Here is a 19,936-nt window from a genome sequence, read left to right on the forward strand (position 1 = left end):
TGCCTACGATAGGGGTGAAACCGCTGTTGGAAGCAAAGGCGTCCGCTCTGCATCACGGCGTTGGAGCAGTGTGGTGGGGCATCGGTACGGCAACTTAGAAAATCTTGACATTGAGGAATGCTGCCGCTGACTGTGCAGTTCGTCCGTGAAAGAGAGTCCCTGACGCACTCATTCAAGTCACGCCCCGAGCGGTGCGGCTACGGCCCGCTCAACCCGGCCGCCAGAACCTGGTTCGTCGATTGACGATGGCAGGCCAGTGCTACATGCCTTGCTCAATAAAAGACCGTCGCACCATACATGTTCGACACCTCCCCACTCGCAGGCTGAAGCAGCGTCCGGAAAGAAGCCACGTCCATGATAGTTGGCACTGGTGTTACATAGCAAAGGAACGCCAGTGAGTCTTTCGTATTGAATCAGGAGTTGCGCCACGGGATGCGCGGAAGTTCTCGCAATGGTTTGCAACCGAGCCGATCCGTCGAGATGCACTACGGCGGGGATCCTCTCCCGCCATTCCTCGCGCGTCTGATGATCGAACAGCATGTAGGGGTCTGGAGTACCGGGACAAAAGACGGCAACCGCCCGATCTTCAAGACATATTGGTGCTACCGGACGAAAATGCTCCCGTTGCTTCACCGCGTTGAGGAAGTCCTTCATCGCAGGGGACGTCGCAGCAGCGAGAATGCTTCGGGCACCCAACGCTCGGGGACCCAGTTCTGCCCTGCCGGCTAGGAAGACGACGGGTTTATTTTCAGCAAGTACGCCGGCGAGTTGTGCAATGGAGCAAGGGGACGCTGTCCATCCGGGCGGCACGTCACCAGTTTTCACTGCTGGCCCGCTATAGATCGACCATTCCAACGGCAGGAAGCCTTTGTTCGCTGCCATCGAGCAGCAAGCGGCGCCAATCGCAGACCCACTATCGTTCGGAAAAGGCGGAATCCAGATTGCGTCAAAAAGACGACTTTCACGTAGTGCGCTGTTCCATTTGATGTTAAGAGCGCATCCGCCAGAGATGCACAAGTTCCGCGGCTCGAAAATCGGATGGCGTGAGAGCGCTGCCTCCATTCCTTGAACCAGAAGACGCTCGAGGAATACATGAAAGGATGCAAGTATGTCTTCTTGAGGCTTGGCCTCCAATTGTGGAACGCATTCTTGGAAAAAGTCGCGTATAGCTGCGAGAGATCTTTCTGGTATGCGGACATTCTCGCGGTAGTCTTGCGCAAGTTCGGTGTCGCCGGCAAAGCGTTGCTCATAAAGCTCCCGAAAGACTGCAATGATGCCTTCGTCGACCGACCCGAGCGCGATGTATGCCATAAGCTTACCGGCCACGCCCAGGTCCCAGTCAGCGCCGCTCGCCTTCTTATAGGGCCCGAAATGATGTCCAGCCGCCGCGTACATTTGGCCGATAACTGGGAACAGACAATTGACGAGGCGTGCTTCGTCCGGTCGCACATAGTACAGTCTTGGGACCATGCCGCCATCCCAGACTAGGCAGTATGCAGGCTCCCCGCTTATCGCGAACGGACTGGTGCAGTACGCGGACGCGACATGGCCCGAAACATGAGGGTAGCTCTGATACGAATACGATTGATCGCCGATTAACAGGCCGGTGCGTTCGAGCGGATGGAGGAGATCGTCGGCCCGTTCGATATAGGGAGCGCCTTTCAAGATCACAGGCGTACGGCCGCTGAGAGTGCGAAATTCTGACTCTATCTCGCCGTCCCAGCCATCAATTACAAACTGATCGATGTCGTCGACACTCAACCCGTGCTCGCTCAGCACTATTTCAACTACGTCGAGATTCCCGATTTCCTGATATCGCGGGTTATTGTCCCGCTTCTCCTGTTCGATGCAAAAAAGGAGCTTTCCATCCTCGACAACAGCGATGGCTCCATCGTGTGTCAGTTTGATGCCGCAGATGCGCATAGTATCTCCCGCTCTAACGGAGGCAATTCGGTTGATTTGGAAAATCCTTCGGGCTCCGGAAGCGCGCGAGCATGCAATCCTCATTGGACGACCGCCCGATGCACTGCACGCGCTCGACTTCGGTCAGCTCTTCCCGTAGCATTTCGAGCACCGTTTCCGCCCCGGCGATGTGCCCCCAACGCCGGCAATTGGCGTCAACAGCCGATCCGAATACCAACTGCCCGTTGGGTGCAAGCATGCGCGCCAAGCTCTGCACAGTGGCCCGTACCTCGGCGATGCTTCCGAGGTAATAAAGAACCTCCGCGACAACGATCAGATCGAACTTTTCCGGAGCCGAAAAGCGCTGGATGTCTGATACGATCCAAGTAATATTGGCCGGTTCCATTAGCCGTGCGCGCGTTCGCGCGATCGCCTCTGGAACTACATCGATGACGGTGAGCCTTCGACAGTGAGGCGCCAGCTTTTCCGTGAACGCCCCGCCCGCACATCCGACTTCGAGTGCATTCGTGACGATGCCCTCGGCAAGTGACAATCGAAGCATTTGCCTGTGGCGCTCGAATTCGAACGGGTTACTGTCCAGCCGCCACGGATCGTTGGAGTTCAATTCCCGAAGCAGCAAGTCGAAATTCGCTACATGTGTCAAGTTCACATACCTCGATAGCGGTTTACTATAAGGACAATTGCATGGGGGCGTCGGCTCCACCGCCTTCTGTGGTGAAGCGCCAGCCTTCAGAGCTCCGGACCATTGCGCTCGATTGCACTCCCCTCAGGCCACTGGCTCATCGAGCTACCAATCGGCATGACTACCGCAAGGACGTCTTCAGTGCGTGTCGGGGGCAAATCTAGACGAACGTCGGCCAGAGTTGACCGCACCCGCACGCCCGAGACGACCGTTCCCAATCCATGCCGACACAACCTCGCGATATGGTTCTTCAACTCATGGCGCACCGTGCCGAATGCGAATGGGACCCGAAGGCCCTGCAGTGCCGGATACATCGCGCGGATCGAATGGCTGATGCCGAGTCCTTCGAGATCCGGACGAACTCCGTAAAGTCCCAGCTCGGCTACCAGAACATCGACCGTGCCAACCTTGATGAACCGGCGCAGCGAGCCCATGTGAGCCGCCACCCCTTGCGAATCGTAGGCAATCGCACGGAGTTCGGGCCGCGCACCAGCCCAACTCCGGCTGCCCTCGAAAGGTTTTGCGTTAAAAGATCCAGTTGGGCCATACGTTGCCCGAAAGAACTCGGACAATTCTATGTGGTCCGAGAGCCCTAGCTCATTTTCCCAACAGAGTCTCCATTGCACAGTTGAGGCCATTTGAAGTCACCTTATAACAATACGGTCATACGCCACTCGCTGAACACTGAACCGGAACAGTGGGCCATACACATCGGAGTTCATCTGCTGCTCGGCACGCAAGAATTAGTTTAGCTAGGCTGCGGACCACGAAACCCGAGTTTGCGAGTCGATAAAGCCAATACTCTTCAAAAGCTAGACAATTGAAAGCTATCGGGGCAATCTTGATGTCTGGCGGACCGATCAGCCCCCTTGAGCTTCGAAAAATCTCTCGTATCGACCGCCCTCGAAGTGACGCCTCAACTCTTCGAAGTTAAGTACCGTCTGCTGCAGCGATCGAACTTCCTGACGTCTAAGAGATGTGTTGTCAGAGCAAGGGTGATTCGAGATGCCGAGAAATGCCGAGACCGCCTTCAGGGTTGGGGCCGGATCGTCCCGAAGAGTTTCATAGTCGATAGTGAGCACGCTCGACGGTGAAAACGAGTTCAGAATTAAGTGGTGGAAGTCGTCCGCGGCTTTAAAGTAAGCCTCACAGTCTTCAATTTTCAATATGACTTGCGGAGGCGGGCGTGAGTCGTCGTTGTCCGGACCGTATTTTAGCCACTGACCGCTTTGTCTTGCTTGCACCAAAGAACGAAACGATTCCAACGTGTTTCGTCGAATCACGAGCAGTACCTTCAAACGTGGCCACGCGGCCAGCGTCTCGAAAAACCCGGGACGTTCGTTAAACTGAGGCTGGTTGATCTTGCAACCGACGTGTGTCAAATGCGGATTCCCGGTCATGGTCGGATGGTGCAGATAGGCTAGCTCGAGCAGTTCGCGATCGCTACGCAAAAGCCGGGCGCGATCGGGCCACATCGGGTCATACGGATTGAGCAACTCGCCATTGCTTGACACGTTCGGATGCGCATTCAGCAATTCTTCCAAGTAGTGAGTGCCGGTCCTCGGCATCCCCACGATCACAAATGGCTCAGTTGTCTGCATGGGGTATGTCATGGCGTTCATCTAACGGGTTGAAAGAGGGTGTGAGCGGTGCGCAGATAGTCCGTTGTGAAGCTCGTGGGCTCGGATTGATTGCCAAAATCGTCACGACATTAGGCGGCGGCGAAGTAGAACCGCCGATATAAAGAACGGCAATACTGCGTAGACGCAAAGCGCAGCCACATGAAGGCTGATACTAGCGACAGGCCGTGCCAGCATCGCTGGGCGGATCAACTCAACGGAATGTGTCAGCGGAAGGAATCTCGCAATTTGCCGAAAAGCACCGGGGAGATGACCGACCGGGAAGACGACGCCGCTCAGGAACAACATGGGCGTCAGAACAAGGGTTTGGTAAAAAATAAAATAGTCGTAACTGGGCGCGATGGCGACGAGCACCATAGCCAGACTCGCGAAGGCGAGTCCAGTGAGAACGACGACGGGCATGACATAGATGATACTCGACAGCGCCGCATAGCCTAGGACCGCAGCAACCACCATCACCGCAGCGCCGGCAAGAAGGGCTTTTGTGGCCGCCCATGAAAGTTCACCTAGAACGACGTCGCCAATCGTGAGTTGAGTGCATAACACCGCTTCCCACATGCGCTGAGTATGCATTCGCGAGAAAGCCGCATAAATCGTCTCAAAGGTGGCAGAAGTCATTGCGCTCGTCGCAACCATTCCAGCGGCCAAGAACGCGATGTATGACGTGCCGTCGACACGGCCTATCATTATTCCCACACCTAAGCCAAGACCAAACAGGTACATCATTGGATCCGCAAGGTTCCCGAGGAGCGAAACAAGCGCAGATTTCCTCCATGCAAGGTAGTTGCGGTGCCATACCGTGTGCCAGTTCAGCGCGTTGCCGGGCAGAGTTAACATGAATACATCACGCATCACTAATCCTTCATTTCGCGGCCGGTTAACCGCAAAAACACGTCTTCCAGGTTGGCGGGGCGTTGGAGAATACGCAGACCCGCATGCGCCCGCAACTGCAAACGCACCTGCTCAGGATCAGCGGCGTAGCAAAACAATGCTTCGCCGCTCACTTCGGTTCGCTGTGTGTAGGGCTCGAGTAACGGGCGCAGTTCATGTGAATTGCCGCCATATATCTCAATCACTTGGCTCCCAATCTGCTCTTCGATCAGCGCATTAGGAGTACCTTCGGCAATGCTGCGCCCTTCGTCAATCACACAGAGACGGTTGCACAGTCGCTCCGCTTCTTCCATGAAATGAGTGGTGAGAAGAATTGTTTTGCCGCGCGCGAGCAGCAAGCGCAGGCGTTCCCAGATGAGGTGGCGCGCATGCGGATCAAGGCCCGTCGCGGGCTCGTCCATTACAAGTAGTTGGGGGTCGTTGATGAGCGCGCGAGCGAGCGTCAGACGCCGTTTCATGCCTCCTGATAATTCGATAACGCGCGCATCAGCCTTGCTTTCCAGACGCGCGAATTCGAGCAAAGAGGGAATCACAACCGAAATCTCACCTGCGCTCATGCCAAAGTAGGTCCCGAATATCTCTAGGTTCTCGCGCACTGTGAACCCGGGTTCAAGATTATCGAATTGTGGAACGACGCCAATTCGTGCACGTGCCCGTCGCGCGCGTCCGGGCACTGGCTCTCCGAGGACTGTGATCGTACCCGCGTCAGGTAGCGCCATCCCGAGGACCATCCGCGCGGTCGTGCTCTTGCCTGCGCCGTTGGGCCCCAAAAGGCCGAAACACTCGCCCGACTCTACGTGGAACGACAGTCCATTGACAGCGAGTTTCCCGCCGTAGGACTTGTTGACACCTGTAAACGTGATTGCTGCAGTTGGCATTGACATGGAAATCCAAATCGTTGTTCTCTTCAGGAAGATCTCGTGACGGACACGATCATTTGTTTCGGAAAACGTCATCAGATTCCGTTAATGCCTGCTCATCCCAGTGTCGACGGTGCTTGTCACGCTGAGCCGCGCCATTTGTGGATATAGTGGTGTCCGTTTCAGTGTCGTGCCTCGGCGGGTCGACGTGTGCGCTACAACCGCCGGCGGCCACGCCGCGGGACAGCCAGTTGCTGTTGCTGAGTGTACACAAGGCGTACGCCTTAACAGGTAGTAGGAACAGTAGGTTGACCAGCGTGTGCGCGGAAAACCCAAGAAATCGAAGCTCACGAGAGCGCACAGCTGCCACGGAGCAGCGGAGCACGCTCATTGACGCAATCACGAAGCACGCCTTCCATGGGGCCGTCTCTGTCAATGCGATCTGTAAAAAGCCGGAGAGCATTGCGATCGCGAGCAATAGGGAGCCTGCATTCTGCGCAATGACGTCCAGCGTAAGATACCGATCTAGGCGGGGCAAAAGGCGTAGCGCCAACAGCGTGTCGCGATACGTGCTTCGCGCCCAGCGCAATTGTTGGCGAAGATACGGCCCCAGTCTGTCTGGAACCACGGTCGAAGCGATCGCATTTGGAACGTACTCTGTTCGGTAGCCCGCGGCCAGCATGAGAATTGTTAGATGACGATCTTCCCCGAAATCGCTTCGCTTTCCCCGGAACATCTGTGTCTCGTACTGGTCAAGCAGCAAGAGAAGCGCGGAGCGGCGATATATCGCGCACGGCCCGCAGCAGCACATCACGGCGCCGAACCGGGCCTGAGCTGCGCGCTCCTCGTTACACGCGAGCCAGTATTCCATATCAATCAGACGGGTCAACCACGTATCGCTGCGATTGCTGGCGGTCAATTGACCCATGGCGGCGCCGACCTCTGCATCGCTCATTGTCAGTATGAGTTGGCTTATAACGTCCGGCGCCAAGGTCGTGTCAGAATCGACGTTGAGTATGAGTTCTGCGGATGAAGCCCGTATTGCGGCGATCTGCGCCTTGCGTTTTCCCACGTTTTTGGGAAGAAGAACAAAATTGAATCTCGGATCGTGCTCGTAGTCGCGATACACGGGTCCCAGCGCATCGCGGTTGGCGGATCCGTCATCGACTACGTGGATTTTTAAAGCCCCTGAGTATTCCTGCGTTGCGATGGAGGCGAGACACGCGCGCAGCGTATTGGGGTTTTCGTTGAAGCACGGAACGATGACGTCGACGTCGGGAAGAAAATTCGTGGCAGATTGATTGCTATGCTTAGCTGGAGCCGGTAGGGTATGTAGAACCTGCGCTGTTTTATAAACGGCCGAAAGAAGTGCGTACAATAAAACGGAGGTCGTATTGATTGCGGCAGGGATGTTCATCGAGGTCAGTTTGCTAAGTGGGTGTCAAAAAATGATCTGATTACAGGCCTGCTAGGATCCGTCAATAGCCTGCTTGGCGCGATCACATCGACGACAGACCCTGCGTGAAACTGCGATACCGTAGACAGGAAGAGTTGACTGCGTGCTGTCGTGTACCGCCTTGTTGATGCAATCGTATCAATCTGTCGCTTTCGACCGACTAATAACCTCCTTCAATGTGTTCCATGGTATCGAGGTAGGCAACAACACCTCCATCGGCGGACACGGAAAGTTATATCAGTGGATCCTTTTTCACGGGTCAGTTTTTCCTGACATCTTCATTTGATTGTCCGCCAGAATCGTGCACGATCTCTCGATGTGACTATAGGGAACCGTTTGCAATGAGTGGCTAGCCAATTGTCCAAGCAGGCTAGTGGTTACAGATGTGCGCTCATTCGGCCAGTGTTTGGGATCGACGATCAGGAAGTCGGCTAATCACGAACCTGCGCGCCTTCAATGCAGGAATTAGACGTGAGAGAGCCTCGGCCGTCTGTCTGCGGGATGTCGTGTGAACATCGGAGTTCGACTCTCCGGGGGGGCTTCCATCATGCAACAGCACAATCGAGCCTGGCCGGACTGATGCCATCACGGCATCAACAATCGCATTGACACCCGGTTGAGACCAATCCCGCGGGTCTACTGACCAGTGAAGCGCGATCAGTCCAGCCTTCCCCGTTTCCCCGATCGCGTCTTTCGTCCAGATTCCGTATGGCGCGCGGATATACGTCACTTTCGCCGCAGGACACGTCTCCTTGATAAGCGCATCCGCCTCCCATATTTCACGGCGAACTAGGTCCGGCTCACATTTCGAAAGGTCTGGATGTGTCATGGTGTGGTTAGCGAGTTCATGACCTTCTGCCGCGATCCGTTTGATCAGTTCTGGATACTCCGCTGCGTACGCGCCAATGACACAGAAAGTTGCCGCCGCTTGCTCATATGCCAATATGTCAAGTATTTTCGGCGTCCATACTGGATGAGGTCCGTCATCAAATGTAAGGTAAACCTTAGGGCGAAGATCGGCACAATCACTGTTGCTGCGCACTTCTGTCAAATAGTCTGGGTGGTTCATAGCCTTTCTATCGCGTCCGACGCATGCCCTGTATCGTTCGATCTGCCGATAGGTTCGATCGCCAACTGTCGATCACTATGCGGGATTTTGCGGATGATCAATCAGTACTACGACAGACGGGCTTCGACGTTTCCTATTCAATTTGAATTGTCGCAACTTTGCGTTATCGCAAATAATTTGTACAATCGATTGTTTCGATATGTCTCATCCATAAGGCGGATACCGGAACATGCGATTCAAAGGGCTTGATCTGAATCTTCTCGTCGCGCTGGATGCGCTGATGACGCAGCGCAACTTGACGGCTGCGGCGCAGAGCGTCAATCTGAGCCAGCCTGCCATGAGCGCCGCCGTCGCTCGACTACGCGATTATTTCGGCGACGACCTGTTTGTAATGAGAGGTCGTGAGTTCGTCCCCACTGCGCGAGCGACGGAGCTCGCTGGACCTGTTCGGGAAGCCTTATCGCACATCCAGCTTTCGATCATTTCGCGGGACGTGTTTCGACCGGACAAGTCGAATCGCCGCTTCAGGGTGTGCCTGTCCGACTTTATGACGCTGGTCTATTTCCAGAATGTCATTAAGCGTGTAGCGCGCGAGGCTCCTTCGGTTGGTTTCGAATTGCTTTTCCCAGATGACGAGCCGGGTGAGCTGCTTCGGCGTGGGGACGCCGATTTTTTGATCTTGCCGGAGCTGTTGTTGGCTGATGCTCATCCTAAAGCACCGCTGTTTGAGGAGAAGCTCGTGTGTGTGGGCTGTCCGACGAACAAACAGTTGTCCCGCCGGCTGGCGCTCGAGAAGTACATGTCGATGGGACACGTAACAGTGAGGTTTGGGCGTGCACGGAGACCCTCGATCGAGGAGTTCTTCTTACTCGATCTCGGTCTCAAGAGGCGCGAAGAGGTTATCGTGCCTACCTTCGACTTGATCCCGCGAGTCCTGCTTCATACTAACCGTATCGCTACGATTCCTCTGAGGTTGGCAAAGTATTTCGCGGAAGTCACCCCGCTGCGGATCGTCGACGTCCCGTTGCCACTTTCCTGCTTCACTGAAGCGATCCAATGGCCTTCCCTGCATAACGGTGATCCTGCGAGTATCTGGATGCGGGAGCTCCTGCTGGAGGAGGCGCGAAACTACGTCTAGCAAGGCAGAAGCGGCGGGGAATGCCTTCCGGCATGAACCATTGGAGCCGCTGGCTCTGCAGTGAAGGGGCGCGCGGCAATCTCGGCGAGCGTGTATTGGAAATTGTCTAATGTCGTGTGAATTCCTGTGGCGATTTCGTGCTCCGATGCAGCGCGGTAGCGGAAGCGCGCGAGGAGGGTGGCGTAGCCGCCGGTGCCGTCGAAGAAATGATGTGGCTTGGGGAAAACCGCCTCGTAAAGCGCGGGGATCTCTCGTAGCAATTTTGCATCGACGAATACTTTGCCCACTGGTTCCGGCAACATGAGGAATCCACCGCGGGCGGACGATGCCGACGCGTCTAGCGCTGCTTGCAGCTGAGTGGCTAACCGCGCCTTGTCACCTGACTGCTGCGCGGCCCAGAGGGCAAACAGGTCAACGCCGTACAGATCGTGAAAGAGGAATGGGATTTCTCCTTCACCGACGCGGGCGCCAACCTCGAGGAAATACAATCCATCGCAGCCCCTGATTATCTCAAGATGGAATGGCCCATTTCTGAAATCCAGGGCGCGCAGACATTTTCCTGAGAATGCGGTCAGCGCCTCATTTAGAGGACCAGGGTCGAGCATCACCGAGCCGAGTGGTTTACCTTGAGCGAACTGGACATAAGTGTTGATATAGCGAGACGCGCGCGCGATAACCAATGTGCCATTCAGAAGGAAGCCGTCAACGTGATAAACCGGACCGTCGATGTACTCCTCGCAATCGTACTCGGCAAGCGGTAGTGTTGGCCACAGTGCATCGAACTCAGGACGGGTCTCGATGCGCCGTGACCCTATGTTCGCCGTACCTGATCGCGGTTTCACGATTATCGGAAAACGCATTACGGTGGTAGTCGCCGCCTTGGCAACGGCCAGATCTTCCAGGGCTGCAAACCGCGGTACACGCAGGCCAGCTGCGGCGATAGTATTCTTCGTAACGGCCTTATTTCGAAAGCGCACGACTGTCTCGGGAAGGTCGCCGGGGATATTGAACGAGTTGCGCAGTCGCGCGGCCGCTATAAGGTCGAATTCGGATAAGGCGACTAGCCTGTCGATGCCGCCGAGCGCTGAACTACATGCGCGCACGGCCGCATGAAGCGCTTCTTCATCGAGGATGTCAGATAGCTGTTCGACGTGTGCAACGCGAGAGGTGTCAAGCGCGGCGACACTGTTGGGCGTGCAGACGTATGCGATCTTGTTCGCCGCATGATCAATGTAGCGCTGATAGGCAGCGAAGCCGTCGGACCACCGGTTAAGCACGACTATGCGGTTACCCTTAGCAGGAGGATTGGCTTTCATGTGGAAGCAACTTGTTCAGATATTTTTTCGGCTTGATCAAATTTGAGCGCACAGAGCGTTTTGGCGATGTCCGGGCCCGGCGTCGGGGCGATCTGCGGCGGTGAACCGGACATGTCTGGTAGGGGTTTAAGAGAACAGTCAGTCTCGCGATAGTGGAGGGCGGGTGGGCGTGGGAGCTTCGTCTCCTTTGAGAGCGGATTGTGGCGCACACTCGCCACTTCGGCGCTGCCGGCGAAGTCCGCTGATATGGATTTGACGAACCGTACGATGGTCAGGCACGTCGCATCGCCACGTTCGCATTGCCGGAGCTGCGTAAGTTTGGATTGCAAATATGGCTGCGTATCATCAGTTTCGACAACAAGATCGACTTGTTCAGTTTAACCAGTGGTTACTTGTGCCCATTACGCTGCTGCCCGGCAATCTCCGCGAGCGCTGAACTGTCCACGGTGACTCGTGTGTGCATGGGAAGACGCCGAGCGCAGCGCCCACCACCGCGAAGGGCGCAACAGACGCTCGCAGTCGAAGGGGCGCGGCACGCGAAAATGCAAGGGCGACGATACCTTGACGAGCTGTGGCGGCGACAACTGCCGTACCGGATGACGCTGGCGCAACCAAGATGACGGCGGTCATGTGGCTGCTTCCCGCGACGTTAAGCTTTCCGTTCGGGGCACGGTCGCCACACGCAACTCATCGAAATATTCGTGGATCAGGCCGACGAAGTTGCGGAGATACATTTCCGCGCTCTCAATGCTGCCCCAGCCGCCTATTGCCCGTTGAAGGGCAATCCAGATGATGTCATAGTGCTTGTGCGATTCTGCGTACTGAATGTGGTCGAGCGAACCTTTAACGTGATCGTGGCCGAACGCCCGCGCGGCGGCTTCTGTAATGCTCTTGCTGTAGCGATTGGTATACCATTCGAGCAGCCAGTTCCAGACCATCGTCGGCAGCGGACCGTTGCGACCAATGCTCAGATAGAGGTAGCCGATCAGTTTGTCGGTGCTGTGGAGGGGGGCAATCCGGTCGACGTCATTGGCAGATACACCGAATTTCTTAAGGTCGTGGAGGAATTTCCCCTCATGCCCGTATCCTTCTGCCAAGTATTGCGCGAGGATCTGTGCGAGCGTATTGTCCTTGCAGCCGATTTTGTAGAGTGCGAACGCGTCGACCTCGTTATTGAGTCGGATTCGCAATACGGTTTCTACGAGGTGGCGGCGATAGTACTCACTGTCGATCCAATCGCCACGGTGGAACGCTGCGGTTTCGGGCGAAGTTGCGAACATCTGTTCCACAGCTTGTTGAGCGACTTGCTCAAAATATATGCGATCGTTGGCTGTACTCATGTGACCTCCGGTTGGAAATTGAAAAACGCAAAGAAACGAGCGAACCGGGCTGCTATAAACGCGTCGAGGAGATCAGCCGGGGCACCTTGACGCGTTCCTGCGGGAAACTTCGATGCGTACATCAGGCTCGCGGGAGTCCCGCGAGCTTCTAGACTCGAACCGCGACTGCGGTCGTCGTGCGATGAGAGGGCAGCACTGTCAACCATTCTTGGGCATTTTTTTCGGCTAGCATAGCGAGAGAGGGTTCGTGCAACCTGCTGAACGCAATGCTTCAACCTATTGTTTGCTAATTGCAGTTAAGTGGACGTATCCGGGCTCAGATGGCCCGGCGTGCCTAGAACTCCTCATCGAGGAGCGCCATGACGTGGGCACGAGATGACTGGAGGCCACAACGTCAAGCTGTGCTTTTCTGCAGTATTGCACCTTCACTGGAAGGAGCATTGGCCAGTTCGGTGGCGGCTGTTCGATCAGGTACACTGCGAAGCTCGAAGGGCCGGGTGCGCCAGCGACTCGGGTATTCCCTGCAGGGCGTCTTCGGCGTGTTTCTCGTGCAACTTTTTTCGCATCCATGTTCCCTGACTCGTGACGGTAGGATATTAACCGCAGGGGTATGCGTGGTATAAGCTGATAATCTTTATGTCTGCATGAGGGAAATTGATGATTCGCGATCTCGACAGCACGCTGCTGCGTACGTTCGTGACGGTTGTAGAAGCCGGCAGCGTGAGCAATGCTGCGATGGCTCTCCATCGGACACAGGCTGCTGTCAGCATGGCCCTTCGGCGGCTCGAAGATGAGGTTGGCCAACGCTTGCTCGAACGTTCACCGCGCGGCGTAAAGCCGACCACCGCGGGCAACGTGCTACTGCCATATGCGCACAAGCTCCTCGACATTGGCCTCGCGGCTCGCTCCGCCCTGACTGAGGGCGACGTTTCTGGCACGGTGAGGGTCGGCATTCCGGAAGACATCGCAATGAGCCACCTTCGCCATGCGTTGCGGCAGTTCTCTGCTCTCTACCCGGACGTAGCGCTGGAGATTGTTGTCGATGCGAGCCCGGCGTTATCGCAGCGGCTCGCAAGCAACACACTAGATTTCGCGATCGGCGACCCTGCGCTGATTCACTCGGAGCCGATAGTTACATGGCGGCATCCGCTTCGCTGGGCAGTCGCACGTACCCGGAACACGGACCTTGGCGAGGGCCCGCTTCCGATTGTTGCATTCGGCGGCGCATGCCGGTGGCAGGAGATTTTTTTCGCGACGTTACTCGACGCCGGCATCGCGTGGCGTGTTGCGTGTACGAGCACAAGCCTGTCGGCGGTGCAGTCGGCCGTTGAGGCAGGACTCGGTATTGCAGTGCTGCTCGACTGGCACGTGCGCCGCGATACCATGCACGCGATCGATCCGCAAGCTGTCGGGTTGCCGATGCCGCCAGTGGCGGAATTCGGTCTGTTCACTCAAGAGAACTGGAACGACCGAACATCCGCAGCTACCGCACTTCAACGGTTTCTCTTTCGCTCGCTGCAGCTGAACTCGGCAGAGCACGGAATATTCAAGGTAGAGCAGCCGGCGATGCCAACGCGTGGTCAGGTTTAGGTGACGTCGCGCCGTGGTCGCGTCGAAGAGATGATATTTCGGCGCGTCAAAACGGTTGCTGCCGGGTATTTTCGATGAACAGCCCCGACGCTGACGCGGGCAGGCAGCGTTGCTTTGGGAATTCAGGAGCCCACTGAGTGACGTTTGACTTATGTCAACGAGAAACATCGGGCCTCGATGCGGAATGACATAGGTGTCGACCGGTTGCAGGCGTGTAACGTTGCATTGGATCGCGCGCTAAAAAAGAAACGACGAACAATTGGGCGGATGCACTCGAGCAAGCTGCTGAACAGCACTCATAGCATTTTGGAAGGACTCGCGCGGAGTTGCGTCTGTGTCGTGCAATGCAACCTGAGCTGCCATTTGAGGGCCTACGGCACTTACGATTTGAATTTCATATAACGAAACCGCTTCTGCCTTCCTTCAACGCTGGCAGCGTTCGACCGAGACTAGGAACCTCGACTGACTGTGCGGGTTGCCGTTGACCCGAATTTGTCGTGAAACCTACGTTTTTTTTGGTTAGTATGCTAGGCGCGAGCGGAGGGGCCTCGTTGCCTCTGTTTGCAGCTTCCCGACGCCATTGCTGCGATTTTGTCATTTTTGTCGAGTTTGGCGATGCCTGAGCACAGCGGCATCCCGAATTCGGCTGCCACCAACGCGACTATGGATCTGCCGTTGTGCCGAGCCGTCTCCTCACTGCGTTGGCGAGTTGTCGCTGGAGCCCGAATCTATGTCGCATTCTCTTATCAACGAGAGCCCTCCCGATTTCGATGTAGTGACAGAAGTGCTAAAAACGCTGGCCTCATCCGGAAATGCGGAGCACGCGTTGAAGAGGTCGCTGTGGTTTCTGTCGCGTGCGAGAGGCTGGCGGTCCGCGTTCATCGCCGTCGAGCAGCCGGATGGAAAGCTTGGCGGCCTGTGTAGCACGGGACTGTCAGACGGCTGGCGAGAAGGTATGCGTTTTCCCTCCGGTGAAGGGATCGTAGGGCGGATACAGGAAAGCGAGTCCGCCGTGGTTGTGTCTGAGTTGGATGGTGACCCAATGTTCGACGACCGCACGGGGGCTGTTCGTGTTTCCAATGCCGAGCGTGTCGCTCTACTTGGGACACCGATCCGGCACGAAGGACGGCCGCTCGGGGTGCTCGTAGCACTTTGTGAGAATCCGGACGGGAAGCGTGTTTTCGTAGACGATCTCCAACTTTTGGAAGTTGTTGCTTCGCCAATGGGCAGGGCACTTCTGCTTGACCGTGAGGCGAATCCGAACCGAAAAAGCGTGCAGGAGGAGATTAGTCGCCGACGGAACGCGGCCCCTCCTATATATCAAGTCGATTGGGCAATCGGCCGATCTGCGTCGATGCAGCACGTATTCACGCAGGTCCATCAGGTCGCACCTGCGAGAACGACGGTGCTCTTGCGCGGCGAGAGCGGCACCGGCAAGGAGTTGATCGCGCGTGCAATCTATCGTTTGTCCCCGCGCAAGGACCAGCCATTCGTCTCGGTGAACTGTGCGGCGCTCACGGAAACACTGCTGGAAAGCGAGCTGTTTGGCCACGAGAAGGGGGCGTTCACGGGCGCGCAAACTCAGCGAAAGGGGCGCTTCGAATTGGCGCACGGCGGAACACTTTTCCTCGACGAGATAGGTGATATATCGCCGTCGTTCCAAGCGAAACTCCTGCGCGTTCTGCAGGAGCGGGAGTTCGAGCGGGTAGGGGGGACAACGCCCGTGAGAGTTGACGTGAGGCTCATCGTTGCAACTAATCGCAATCTGGAACAAATGGTGAGAGAGGGCGAATTCCGAGCGGATCTTTACTACCGCATCAACGTGGTGAGCATCGTGTTGCCGCCGCTGCGCGAGCGCCGGGAAGACATCCCCGAGATGGCGCAATACTTCCTTAACCGCTTTAATCGTGAGAACGGTCGCGCTCTGCATTTCAACGAGGAAGCGTTGCGCGTGCTGTCGAGTTGTTACTGGCCCGGAAACGTGCGCGAACTCGAAAACTGCATTGAGCGGACTGCGACAATGGCGCATCATGACACGATTGGTCGTTCTTCGTTTCTCTGCGAGATCGACCGGTGCCTCACGAAGGTGTTGCATCATATGGAGCGAGAAGACGCAGTACGTCCGGCACGCTCGTCGGACGTTACAGTCAGCAACGCGCTGAACGTTCCCGCGAAATTCGGCGCCCCGGAGCGCGATGCCGGCGGTCTCGGCATGCACTCTGGTGAGCACATCCCTGAGGACGAGCGTGAGCGGCTGCTCTGGGCCATGGAGCGCTGCGGTTGGGTGCAGGCAAAGGCGGCACGCCTGCTCGGCATTACGGCGCGGCAGATCGGCTATGCACTGCGCAAGCACGGAATCAAACTACGCCGCTTCTAGGAAAGCGAAGCTTGAGGTCACGCCCTGTACGGCTCCGATATTTCGTCTGCTCGGTATGCAAAGCGAAGCGCGCGTGGAACACCGCACGCGCATGGTCTGAAAGAAGGTCGATAAGTATGTTGTGTCGCAATCCGTTCAACTCCGACAAAGCACTGGTTAGTTGACGCTGTTACTACAGTGCCCGATACCCACACTGCGGATGCCTGCGGGTTCGAGCGGTGGTATGGAACTTGCAATTAGTTGTGGACCTCATATTGTCAGGATTCTCCAATGTGGTTCAAGGCTAGGACTGCAGACATTTTCGACGAACCCGGTTGCGCGAAGAATAGGGCGAAAAGTGAGACGGAGCGCAGGCAAGGCTGCGCCAAGCAACTTCCGCCAGGAGCGACTGCTGGCGGTTGTGCATTCGATGGAGCTCGGATTGCACTTCAGCCCGTGGTTGACGTAGCGCACCTTGTGCACGGGCCGATTGCGTGCGAGGGCAACTCGTGGGATAACCGTCCTGCGGCATCCTCCGGGTCGATGCTCTATCGGACCGCGTTCACGACTGATCTAAGTGAGATCGATGTAATCTATGGCGGCGAGAGACGGCTGTTCAGAAGTATTCGCGAGATTATCCAAAAATATGATCCCCCTGCCGTGTTTGTCTATCAGACGTGCGTCACCGCGCTGATCGGTGACAACATAGAGGCAGTGTGTAAGCAAGCGTCAAAGAAATTCGGCAAACCTGTGATACCGGTCAACGCGCCCGGTTTCGCCGGGTCGAAAAACTTCGGCAATAAACTCGGTGGGGAGGCGATTTTCGATCATGTAATCGGCTCGCGTGAGCCCGCTCACACAACGCCGTTCGACATCAATATCATCGGCGAATACAACCTCTCGGGGGAGTTGTGGCAGACGAAGCCGCTCTTCGACGCGCTGGGTATCCGTATCTTGGCTTGCATCTCTGGTGATGCTCGCTACAGTGACATCGCGAGCGCTCACCGCGCGAAGGTAAATATGGTGGTGTGCTCAAAGTCGATGATTAACATTGCAACAAAGATGCAGCGTCGATACGACATTCCCTATTTCGAGGGCTCTTTCTACGGAATCGGCGATGTGAGCGATGCGTTGCGCCAAGTCGCCAAGCTGCTGGTGCAAAGGGGTGCGCCCGACAATCTGATCAAACGCGCCGATCGCTTGATTGAAGCAGAAGAGGAGCGCGCGTGGGCGCGCATTGCGCCATACCGGGCGCGCCTCGATGGAAAGCGCGTGCTGCTGATTACAGGCGGTGTGAAATCTTGGTCGCTTGTTGCGGCGTTGCAAGAGGTGGGGCTCGAGATCGTTGGCACCAGTGTGAAGAAAAGCACCGAGAAAGACAAGGAAAGGATCAAGGAGATCATGGGCGATGACGCGCGCATAGTCGACAATATGACGGCAAGCGAAATGTACGGCACGCTCCGCGAGTCGCAGGCCGACATCATGCTGTCCGGCGGGCGCTCGCAGTTTGTCGCGCTAAAGGCGCGGGTGCCTTGGCTTGATGTCAATCAGGAACGCCATCATCCATATGCCGGGTATGAGGGAATCGTCGAGCTGGTGCACGAGATTGACCGCGCAATCAGCAACCCGGTCTGGCAGCAGGTGCGCATTCCAGCTCCGTGGGACGACAAAGGCGAAGGGCTCTGTGGCGAGCGAATGGAGTTCACAGAGCGCATGACAGAACAGTCGCCGCGTGCAAGCGCCCGAAGGGCCTTCGACCCAGCGTCGCGGCCTGAGCATAGCGGAGTGCAGACACAATGGCAAAAGTCGTCGAACTAGGGAAAGCCTGTACGGTCAACCCGCTAAAAATGAGCCAGCCGCTTGGCGCGAGTTATGCCGCCATGGGACTCGATGCGTGCATGCCGGTGATGCACGGTTCGCAGGGCTGCACGTCGTTCGGCCTCGTCCTGTTGGCGCGCCATTTCAAGGAGGCCATCCCGTTGCAGACCACTGCAATGAATGAGGTCACTACCATTCTGGGCGGATTTGAAAACGTCGAAACGGCGCTACTGAACATCTGCAAGCGCGCGGCGCCGAAAATCATCGTGCTTTGCTCGACAGGGCTGACTGAGGCCAACGGGGAAGATGTCGCCGGTCATCTCGCGATGGTGCGCAAACGTAAGCCAGAGTTGAGCAATACCGAACTCGTGTACGTATCGACGCCAGACTACGTTGGCGCATTCGAGGACGGCTACAGGCGCGCCATCGTTGCAATTGTGAAGGCGCTTGTCAAGCCGCTGCCAACCGTGCAGCGACAGGTCAACGTGCTGCCCGGCAGTCATCTGTCACCCAGCGATATCGACGAGTTGCGAGAGATCGTTGAGGCATTCCGGTTAGTTCCGATCATATTGCCAGACGTCTCCGGTTCGCTCGATGGCCACATTGCTCCCGACTGGCGCGGGACCACGCTGGGCGGAACTTCTCTCGACCAGATACGCGCCGCAGGTGCGTCGACATTCACCATCGGCGTGGGCGAGCAAACGCGCGACGGTGCGCAGGCACTGGAGACTATTGCAGGCATCCCGTTCGAAATTTTTGAGCGGCTCACAGGGCTCGAACCGAACGACCGGCTCTTGCATCGCCTCGCGCGATTGTCAGACCGGGAGGTCCCGATCAAATACCGGAGGCAGCGCAGCCAACTGCTGGATGCAATGCTCGACAGCCATTTTTACATAGGTGGCATCAAGGTGGCCTTGGGCGCAGAACCGGATTTGCTGCTTGCAATCGGTTCGCTGTTGCACGAAATCGGCGCCGAGTTGCCAGTCTGCGTCAGCACGACTACATCGGCGTCGCATGCGCTATTGCCGACGAGCGAGGTCGTGCTCGGTGACCTTGAGGACATGGAACGAGGCGCGGGGGATTGCGACCTGCTTATTACGCATTCGCACGGCCGGCAGATGGCCGCGCGTCTCGGCAAGCCTCTGTTGCGCACAGGCTTTCCCGTATTCGACCGGGTCGGCAATGCCCATCGATGCCAGGTCGGCTATCGCGGAACGATGAACTTCGTCTTCGAAGTCGCGAATCTATTAATCGATCGGGTTACGCACCACCGCCCGGCCGACTGGGCTCTGCCGCAGTCGTCGCTCGACCTCGCTGCGCCAGTCGCTAACGCGGAGTAAGGAATTCCGGTCGTCGCGCCCATTGCAATCAAATCATGAGGGAACCATTGCATGAAAATCGCATTTGCCACGCAGGACAAACTGCATGTCGACGCGCACTTTGGCTGGGCGAAAAGCATTGTTATCTTCGATGTGACGGCGGAGGGCTACGCGTTCGTGGAAGCCTTCGATTTTGGCGGCAAGTTAGAGGAGGACGGCGACGAAGATAAGCTTGCACCGAAGCTGGAAGCGATCCGCGGTTGCGCGATCCTGTACGTTGCCGCAATCGGTGGTTCAGGAGCGGCGCGCGTCGTAGCGCTGAAGGTGCATCCAGTCAAGGTACCACAGCCGGAGCCAATTCAGGACATCCTTATCAAGCTTAGGGATGTCCTGAAAGGTACGCCACCGCCGTGGTTGCGCAAGGCGCTAACCAGAAATGTGCGCTGCTCATTCGACTTTGCAGAGAATGACGAGGTATCTCATGGCGAAAGCCACTGTTGACAAGATCGCCACTTTGCGGACAGCGACAACTGAGGCG

General features: G+C 56.7%; 17 protein-coding genes. 6 read left to right on the plus strand and 11 right to left on the minus strand.

Annotation, left to right across the window (positions count from 1 at the left end; all coding sequences use genetic code 11):
• Window positions 1-177 precede the first annotated feature (177 nt).
• The 8 genes from nodU to nodB all read right to left on the minus strand — a co-directional run bounded on the left by nodU (window position 178) and on the right by nodB (window position 8,521).
• A complete protein-coding gene (gene nodU, locus AB4Y34_RS35690) occupies window positions 178-1,923 on the minus strand; it encodes a nodulation protein NodU (protein ID WP_176369723.1) in 1,746 nt (581 codons plus the stop codon).
• Between the two features lie 13 nt (window positions 1,924-1,936).
• Window positions 1,937-2,572: a nodulation methyltransferase NodS gene (gene nodS / locus AB4Y34_RS35695; RefSeq protein ID WP_309235192.1), complete on the minus strand. Its 636-nt coding sequence runs from the start codon at window positions 2,570-2,572 to the stop codon at window positions 1,937-1,939.
• Window positions 2,573-2,652: 80 nt separating this feature from the next.
• A complete protein-coding gene (locus AB4Y34_RS35700; RefSeq protein WP_368718696.1) occupies window positions 2,653-3,243 on the minus strand; it encodes a NodA family N-acyltransferase in 591 nt (196 codons plus the stop codon).
• 222 nt (window positions 3,244-3,465) lie between these two features.
• Complete coding sequence (locus AB4Y34_RS35705; RefSeq protein ID WP_368718697.1) at window positions 3,466-4,206, minus strand: sulfotransferase; 741 nt, start codon at window positions 4,204-4,206, stop codon at window positions 3,466-3,468.
• A gap of 102 nt (window positions 4,207-4,308) precedes the next feature.
• Entirely contained in the window at window positions 4,309-5,097 is a 789-nt protein-coding gene (locus AB4Y34_RS35710) for an ABC transporter permease (protein WP_176369726.1), read from the minus strand.
• 2 nt (window positions 5,098-5,099) lie between these two features.
• Window positions 5,100-6,092 (minus strand): nodulation factor ABC transporter ATP-binding protein NodI, encoded by a 993-nt coding sequence (gene nodI / locus AB4Y34_RS35715; protein ID WP_368718698.1) that lies wholly within the window; start codon window positions 6,090-6,092, stop codon window positions 5,100-5,102.
• Window positions 6,070-7,413 (minus strand): chitooligosaccharide synthase NodC, encoded by a 1,344-nt coding sequence (gene nodC, locus AB4Y34_RS35720; protein WP_368718699.1) that lies wholly within the window; start codon window positions 7,411-7,413, stop codon window positions 6,070-6,072. Before nodC ends, nodI begins: the two co-directional genes overlap by 23 nt.
• Window positions 7,414-7,843: 430 nt before the next feature.
• Complete coding sequence (nodB, locus tag AB4Y34_RS35725) at window positions 7,844-8,521, minus strand: chitooligosaccharide deacetylase NodB (RefSeq protein ID WP_368718700.1); 678 nt, start codon at window positions 8,519-8,521, stop codon at window positions 7,844-7,846.
• 229 nt (window positions 8,522-8,750) lie between these two features.
• Here nodB and AB4Y34_RS35730 point away from each other — a divergent pair, with 229 nt between their 5' ends.
• Window positions 8,751-9,659: a LysR family transcriptional regulator gene (locus AB4Y34_RS35730; RefSeq protein ID WP_176369729.1), complete on the plus strand. Its 909-nt coding sequence runs from the start codon at window positions 8,751-8,753 to the stop codon at window positions 9,657-9,659.
• Here AB4Y34_RS35730 and AB4Y34_RS35735 read toward each other — a convergent pair.
• The 3 genes from AB4Y34_RS35735 to AB4Y34_RS35745 all read right to left on the minus strand — a co-directional run bounded on the left by AB4Y34_RS35735 (window position 9,656) and on the right by AB4Y34_RS35745 (window position 12,315).
• Window positions 9,656-10,975, minus strand: coding sequence for an acetyl-CoA carboxylase biotin carboxylase subunit family protein (locus AB4Y34_RS35735; RefSeq protein WP_176369730.1), 1,320 nt, complete (start codon window positions 10,973-10,975; stop codon window positions 9,656-9,658). The genes AB4Y34_RS35730 and AB4Y34_RS35735 overlap by 4 nt on opposite strands.
• On the minus strand, window positions 10,972-11,304 hold the full coding sequence (locus AB4Y34_RS35740) for a hypothetical protein (RefSeq protein WP_368718701.1): 333 nt from the start codon (window positions 11,302-11,304) through the stop codon (window positions 10,972-10,974). The genes AB4Y34_RS35735 and AB4Y34_RS35740 overlap by 4 nt, the downstream gene beginning before the upstream one ends.
• 297 nt (window positions 11,305-11,601) lie before the next feature.
• A complete protein-coding gene (locus AB4Y34_RS35745; RefSeq protein WP_176369846.1) occupies window positions 11,602-12,315 on the minus strand; it encodes a hypothetical protein in 714 nt (237 codons plus the stop codon).
• Window positions 12,316-12,972: 657 nt separating this feature from the next.
• On the opposite strand from AB4Y34_RS35745, the gene AB4Y34_RS35750 reads away from it, so the two are divergent.
• The 5 genes from AB4Y34_RS35750 (at window position 12,973) to nifX (ending at window position 19,899) form a co-directional block, all read left to right on the plus strand.
• Complete coding sequence (locus AB4Y34_RS35750; RefSeq protein ID WP_176369847.1) at window positions 12,973-13,905, plus strand: LysR family transcriptional regulator; 933 nt, start codon at window positions 12,973-12,975, stop codon at window positions 13,903-13,905.
• A 730-nt stretch (window positions 13,906-14,635) separates the two neighbouring features.
• Window positions 14,636-16,282: a nif-specific transcriptional activator NifA gene (nifA, locus tag AB4Y34_RS35755; RefSeq protein ID WP_368718702.1), complete on the plus strand. Its 1,647-nt coding sequence runs from the start codon at window positions 14,636-14,638 to the stop codon at window positions 16,280-16,282.
• A gap of 270 nt (window positions 16,283-16,552) precedes the next feature.
• Window positions 16,553-18,079 (plus strand): nitrogenase iron-molybdenum cofactor biosynthesis protein NifE, encoded by a 1,527-nt coding sequence (gene nifE / locus AB4Y34_RS35760; RefSeq protein ID WP_368718703.1) that lies wholly within the window; start codon window positions 16,553-16,555, stop codon window positions 18,077-18,079.
• Window positions 18,058-19,419 carry a nitrogenase iron-molybdenum cofactor biosynthesis protein NifN gene (gene nifN, locus AB4Y34_RS35765; RefSeq protein ID WP_368718704.1) on the plus strand — a complete coding sequence of 454 codons (1,362 nt, stop codon included), beginning with the start codon at window positions 18,058-18,060 and terminating at the stop codon, window positions 19,417-19,419. Before nifE ends, nifN begins: the two co-directional genes overlap by 22 nt.
• 51 nt (window positions 19,420-19,470) lie before the next feature.
• Window positions 19,471-19,899 carry a nitrogen fixation protein NifX gene (gene nifX / locus AB4Y34_RS35770; protein ID WP_176369851.1) on the plus strand — a complete coding sequence of 143 codons (429 nt, stop codon included), beginning with the start codon at window positions 19,471-19,473 and terminating at the stop codon, window positions 19,897-19,899.
• Window positions 19,900-19,936 lie beyond the last annotated feature (37 nt).

Source organism: Paraburkholderia sp. BR10954 (assembly GCF_040965775.1).
Lineage (GTDB): Bacteria > Pseudomonadota > Gammaproteobacteria > Burkholderiales > Burkholderiaceae > Paraburkholderia > Paraburkholderia youngii.

Coding starts and splice junctions, on each gene's coding strand:
- nifE (WP_368718703.1), top strand. CDS start 16,553: ATGTGGTTCAAGGCTAGGACTGCAGACATTTTCGACGAACCCGGTTGC.
- AB4Y34_RS35750 (WP_176369847.1), top strand. CDS start 12,973: ATGATTCGCGATCTCGACAGCACGCTGCTGCGTACGTTCGTGACGGTT.
- nifX (WP_176369851.1), top strand. CDS start 19,471: ATGAAAATCGCATTTGCCACGCAGGACAAACTGCATGTCGACGCGCAC.
- AB4Y34_RS35730 (WP_176369729.1), top strand. CDS start 8,751: ATGCGATTCAAAGGGCTTGATCTGAATCTTCTCGTCGCGCTGGATGCG.
- AB4Y34_RS35710 (WP_176369726.1), bottom strand. CDS start 5,097: ATGCGTGATGTATTCATGTTAACTCTGCCCGGCAACGCGCTGAACTGG.
- AB4Y34_RS35700 (WP_368718696.1), bottom strand. CDS start 3,243: ATGGCCTCAACTGTGCAATGGAGACTCTGTTGGGAAAATGAGCTAGGG.
- AB4Y34_RS35735 (WP_176369730.1), bottom strand. CDS start 10,975: ATGAAAGCCAATCCTCCTGCTAAGGGTAACCGCATAGTCGTGCTTAAC.
- nodB (WP_368718700.1), bottom strand. CDS start 8,521: ATGAACCACCCAGACTATTTGACAGAAGTGCGCAGCAACAGTGATTGT.
- nifA (WP_368718702.1), top strand. CDS start 14,636: ATGTCGCATTCTCTTATCAACGAGAGCCCTCCCGATTTCGATGTAGTG.
- nodC (WP_368718699.1), bottom strand. CDS start 7,413: ATGAACATCCCTGCCGCAATCAATACGACCTCCGTTTTATTGTACGCA.
- nifN (WP_368718704.1), top strand. CDS start 18,058: ATGGCAAAAGTCGTCGAACTAGGGAAAGCCTGTACGGTCAACCCGCTA.
- nodI (WP_368718698.1), bottom strand. CDS start 6,092: ATGACGTTTTCCGAAACAAATGATCGTGTCCGTCACGAGATCTTCCTG.
- nodU (WP_176369723.1), bottom strand. CDS start 1,923: ATGCGCATCTGCGGCATCAAACTGACACACGATGGAGCCATCGCTGTT.
- AB4Y34_RS35705 (WP_368718697.1), bottom strand. CDS start 4,206: ATGCAGACAACTGAGCCATTTGTGATCGTGGGGATGCCGAGGACCGGC.
- AB4Y34_RS35745 (WP_176369846.1), bottom strand. CDS start 12,315: ATGAGTACAGCCAACGATCGCATATATTTTGAGCAAGTCGCTCAACAA.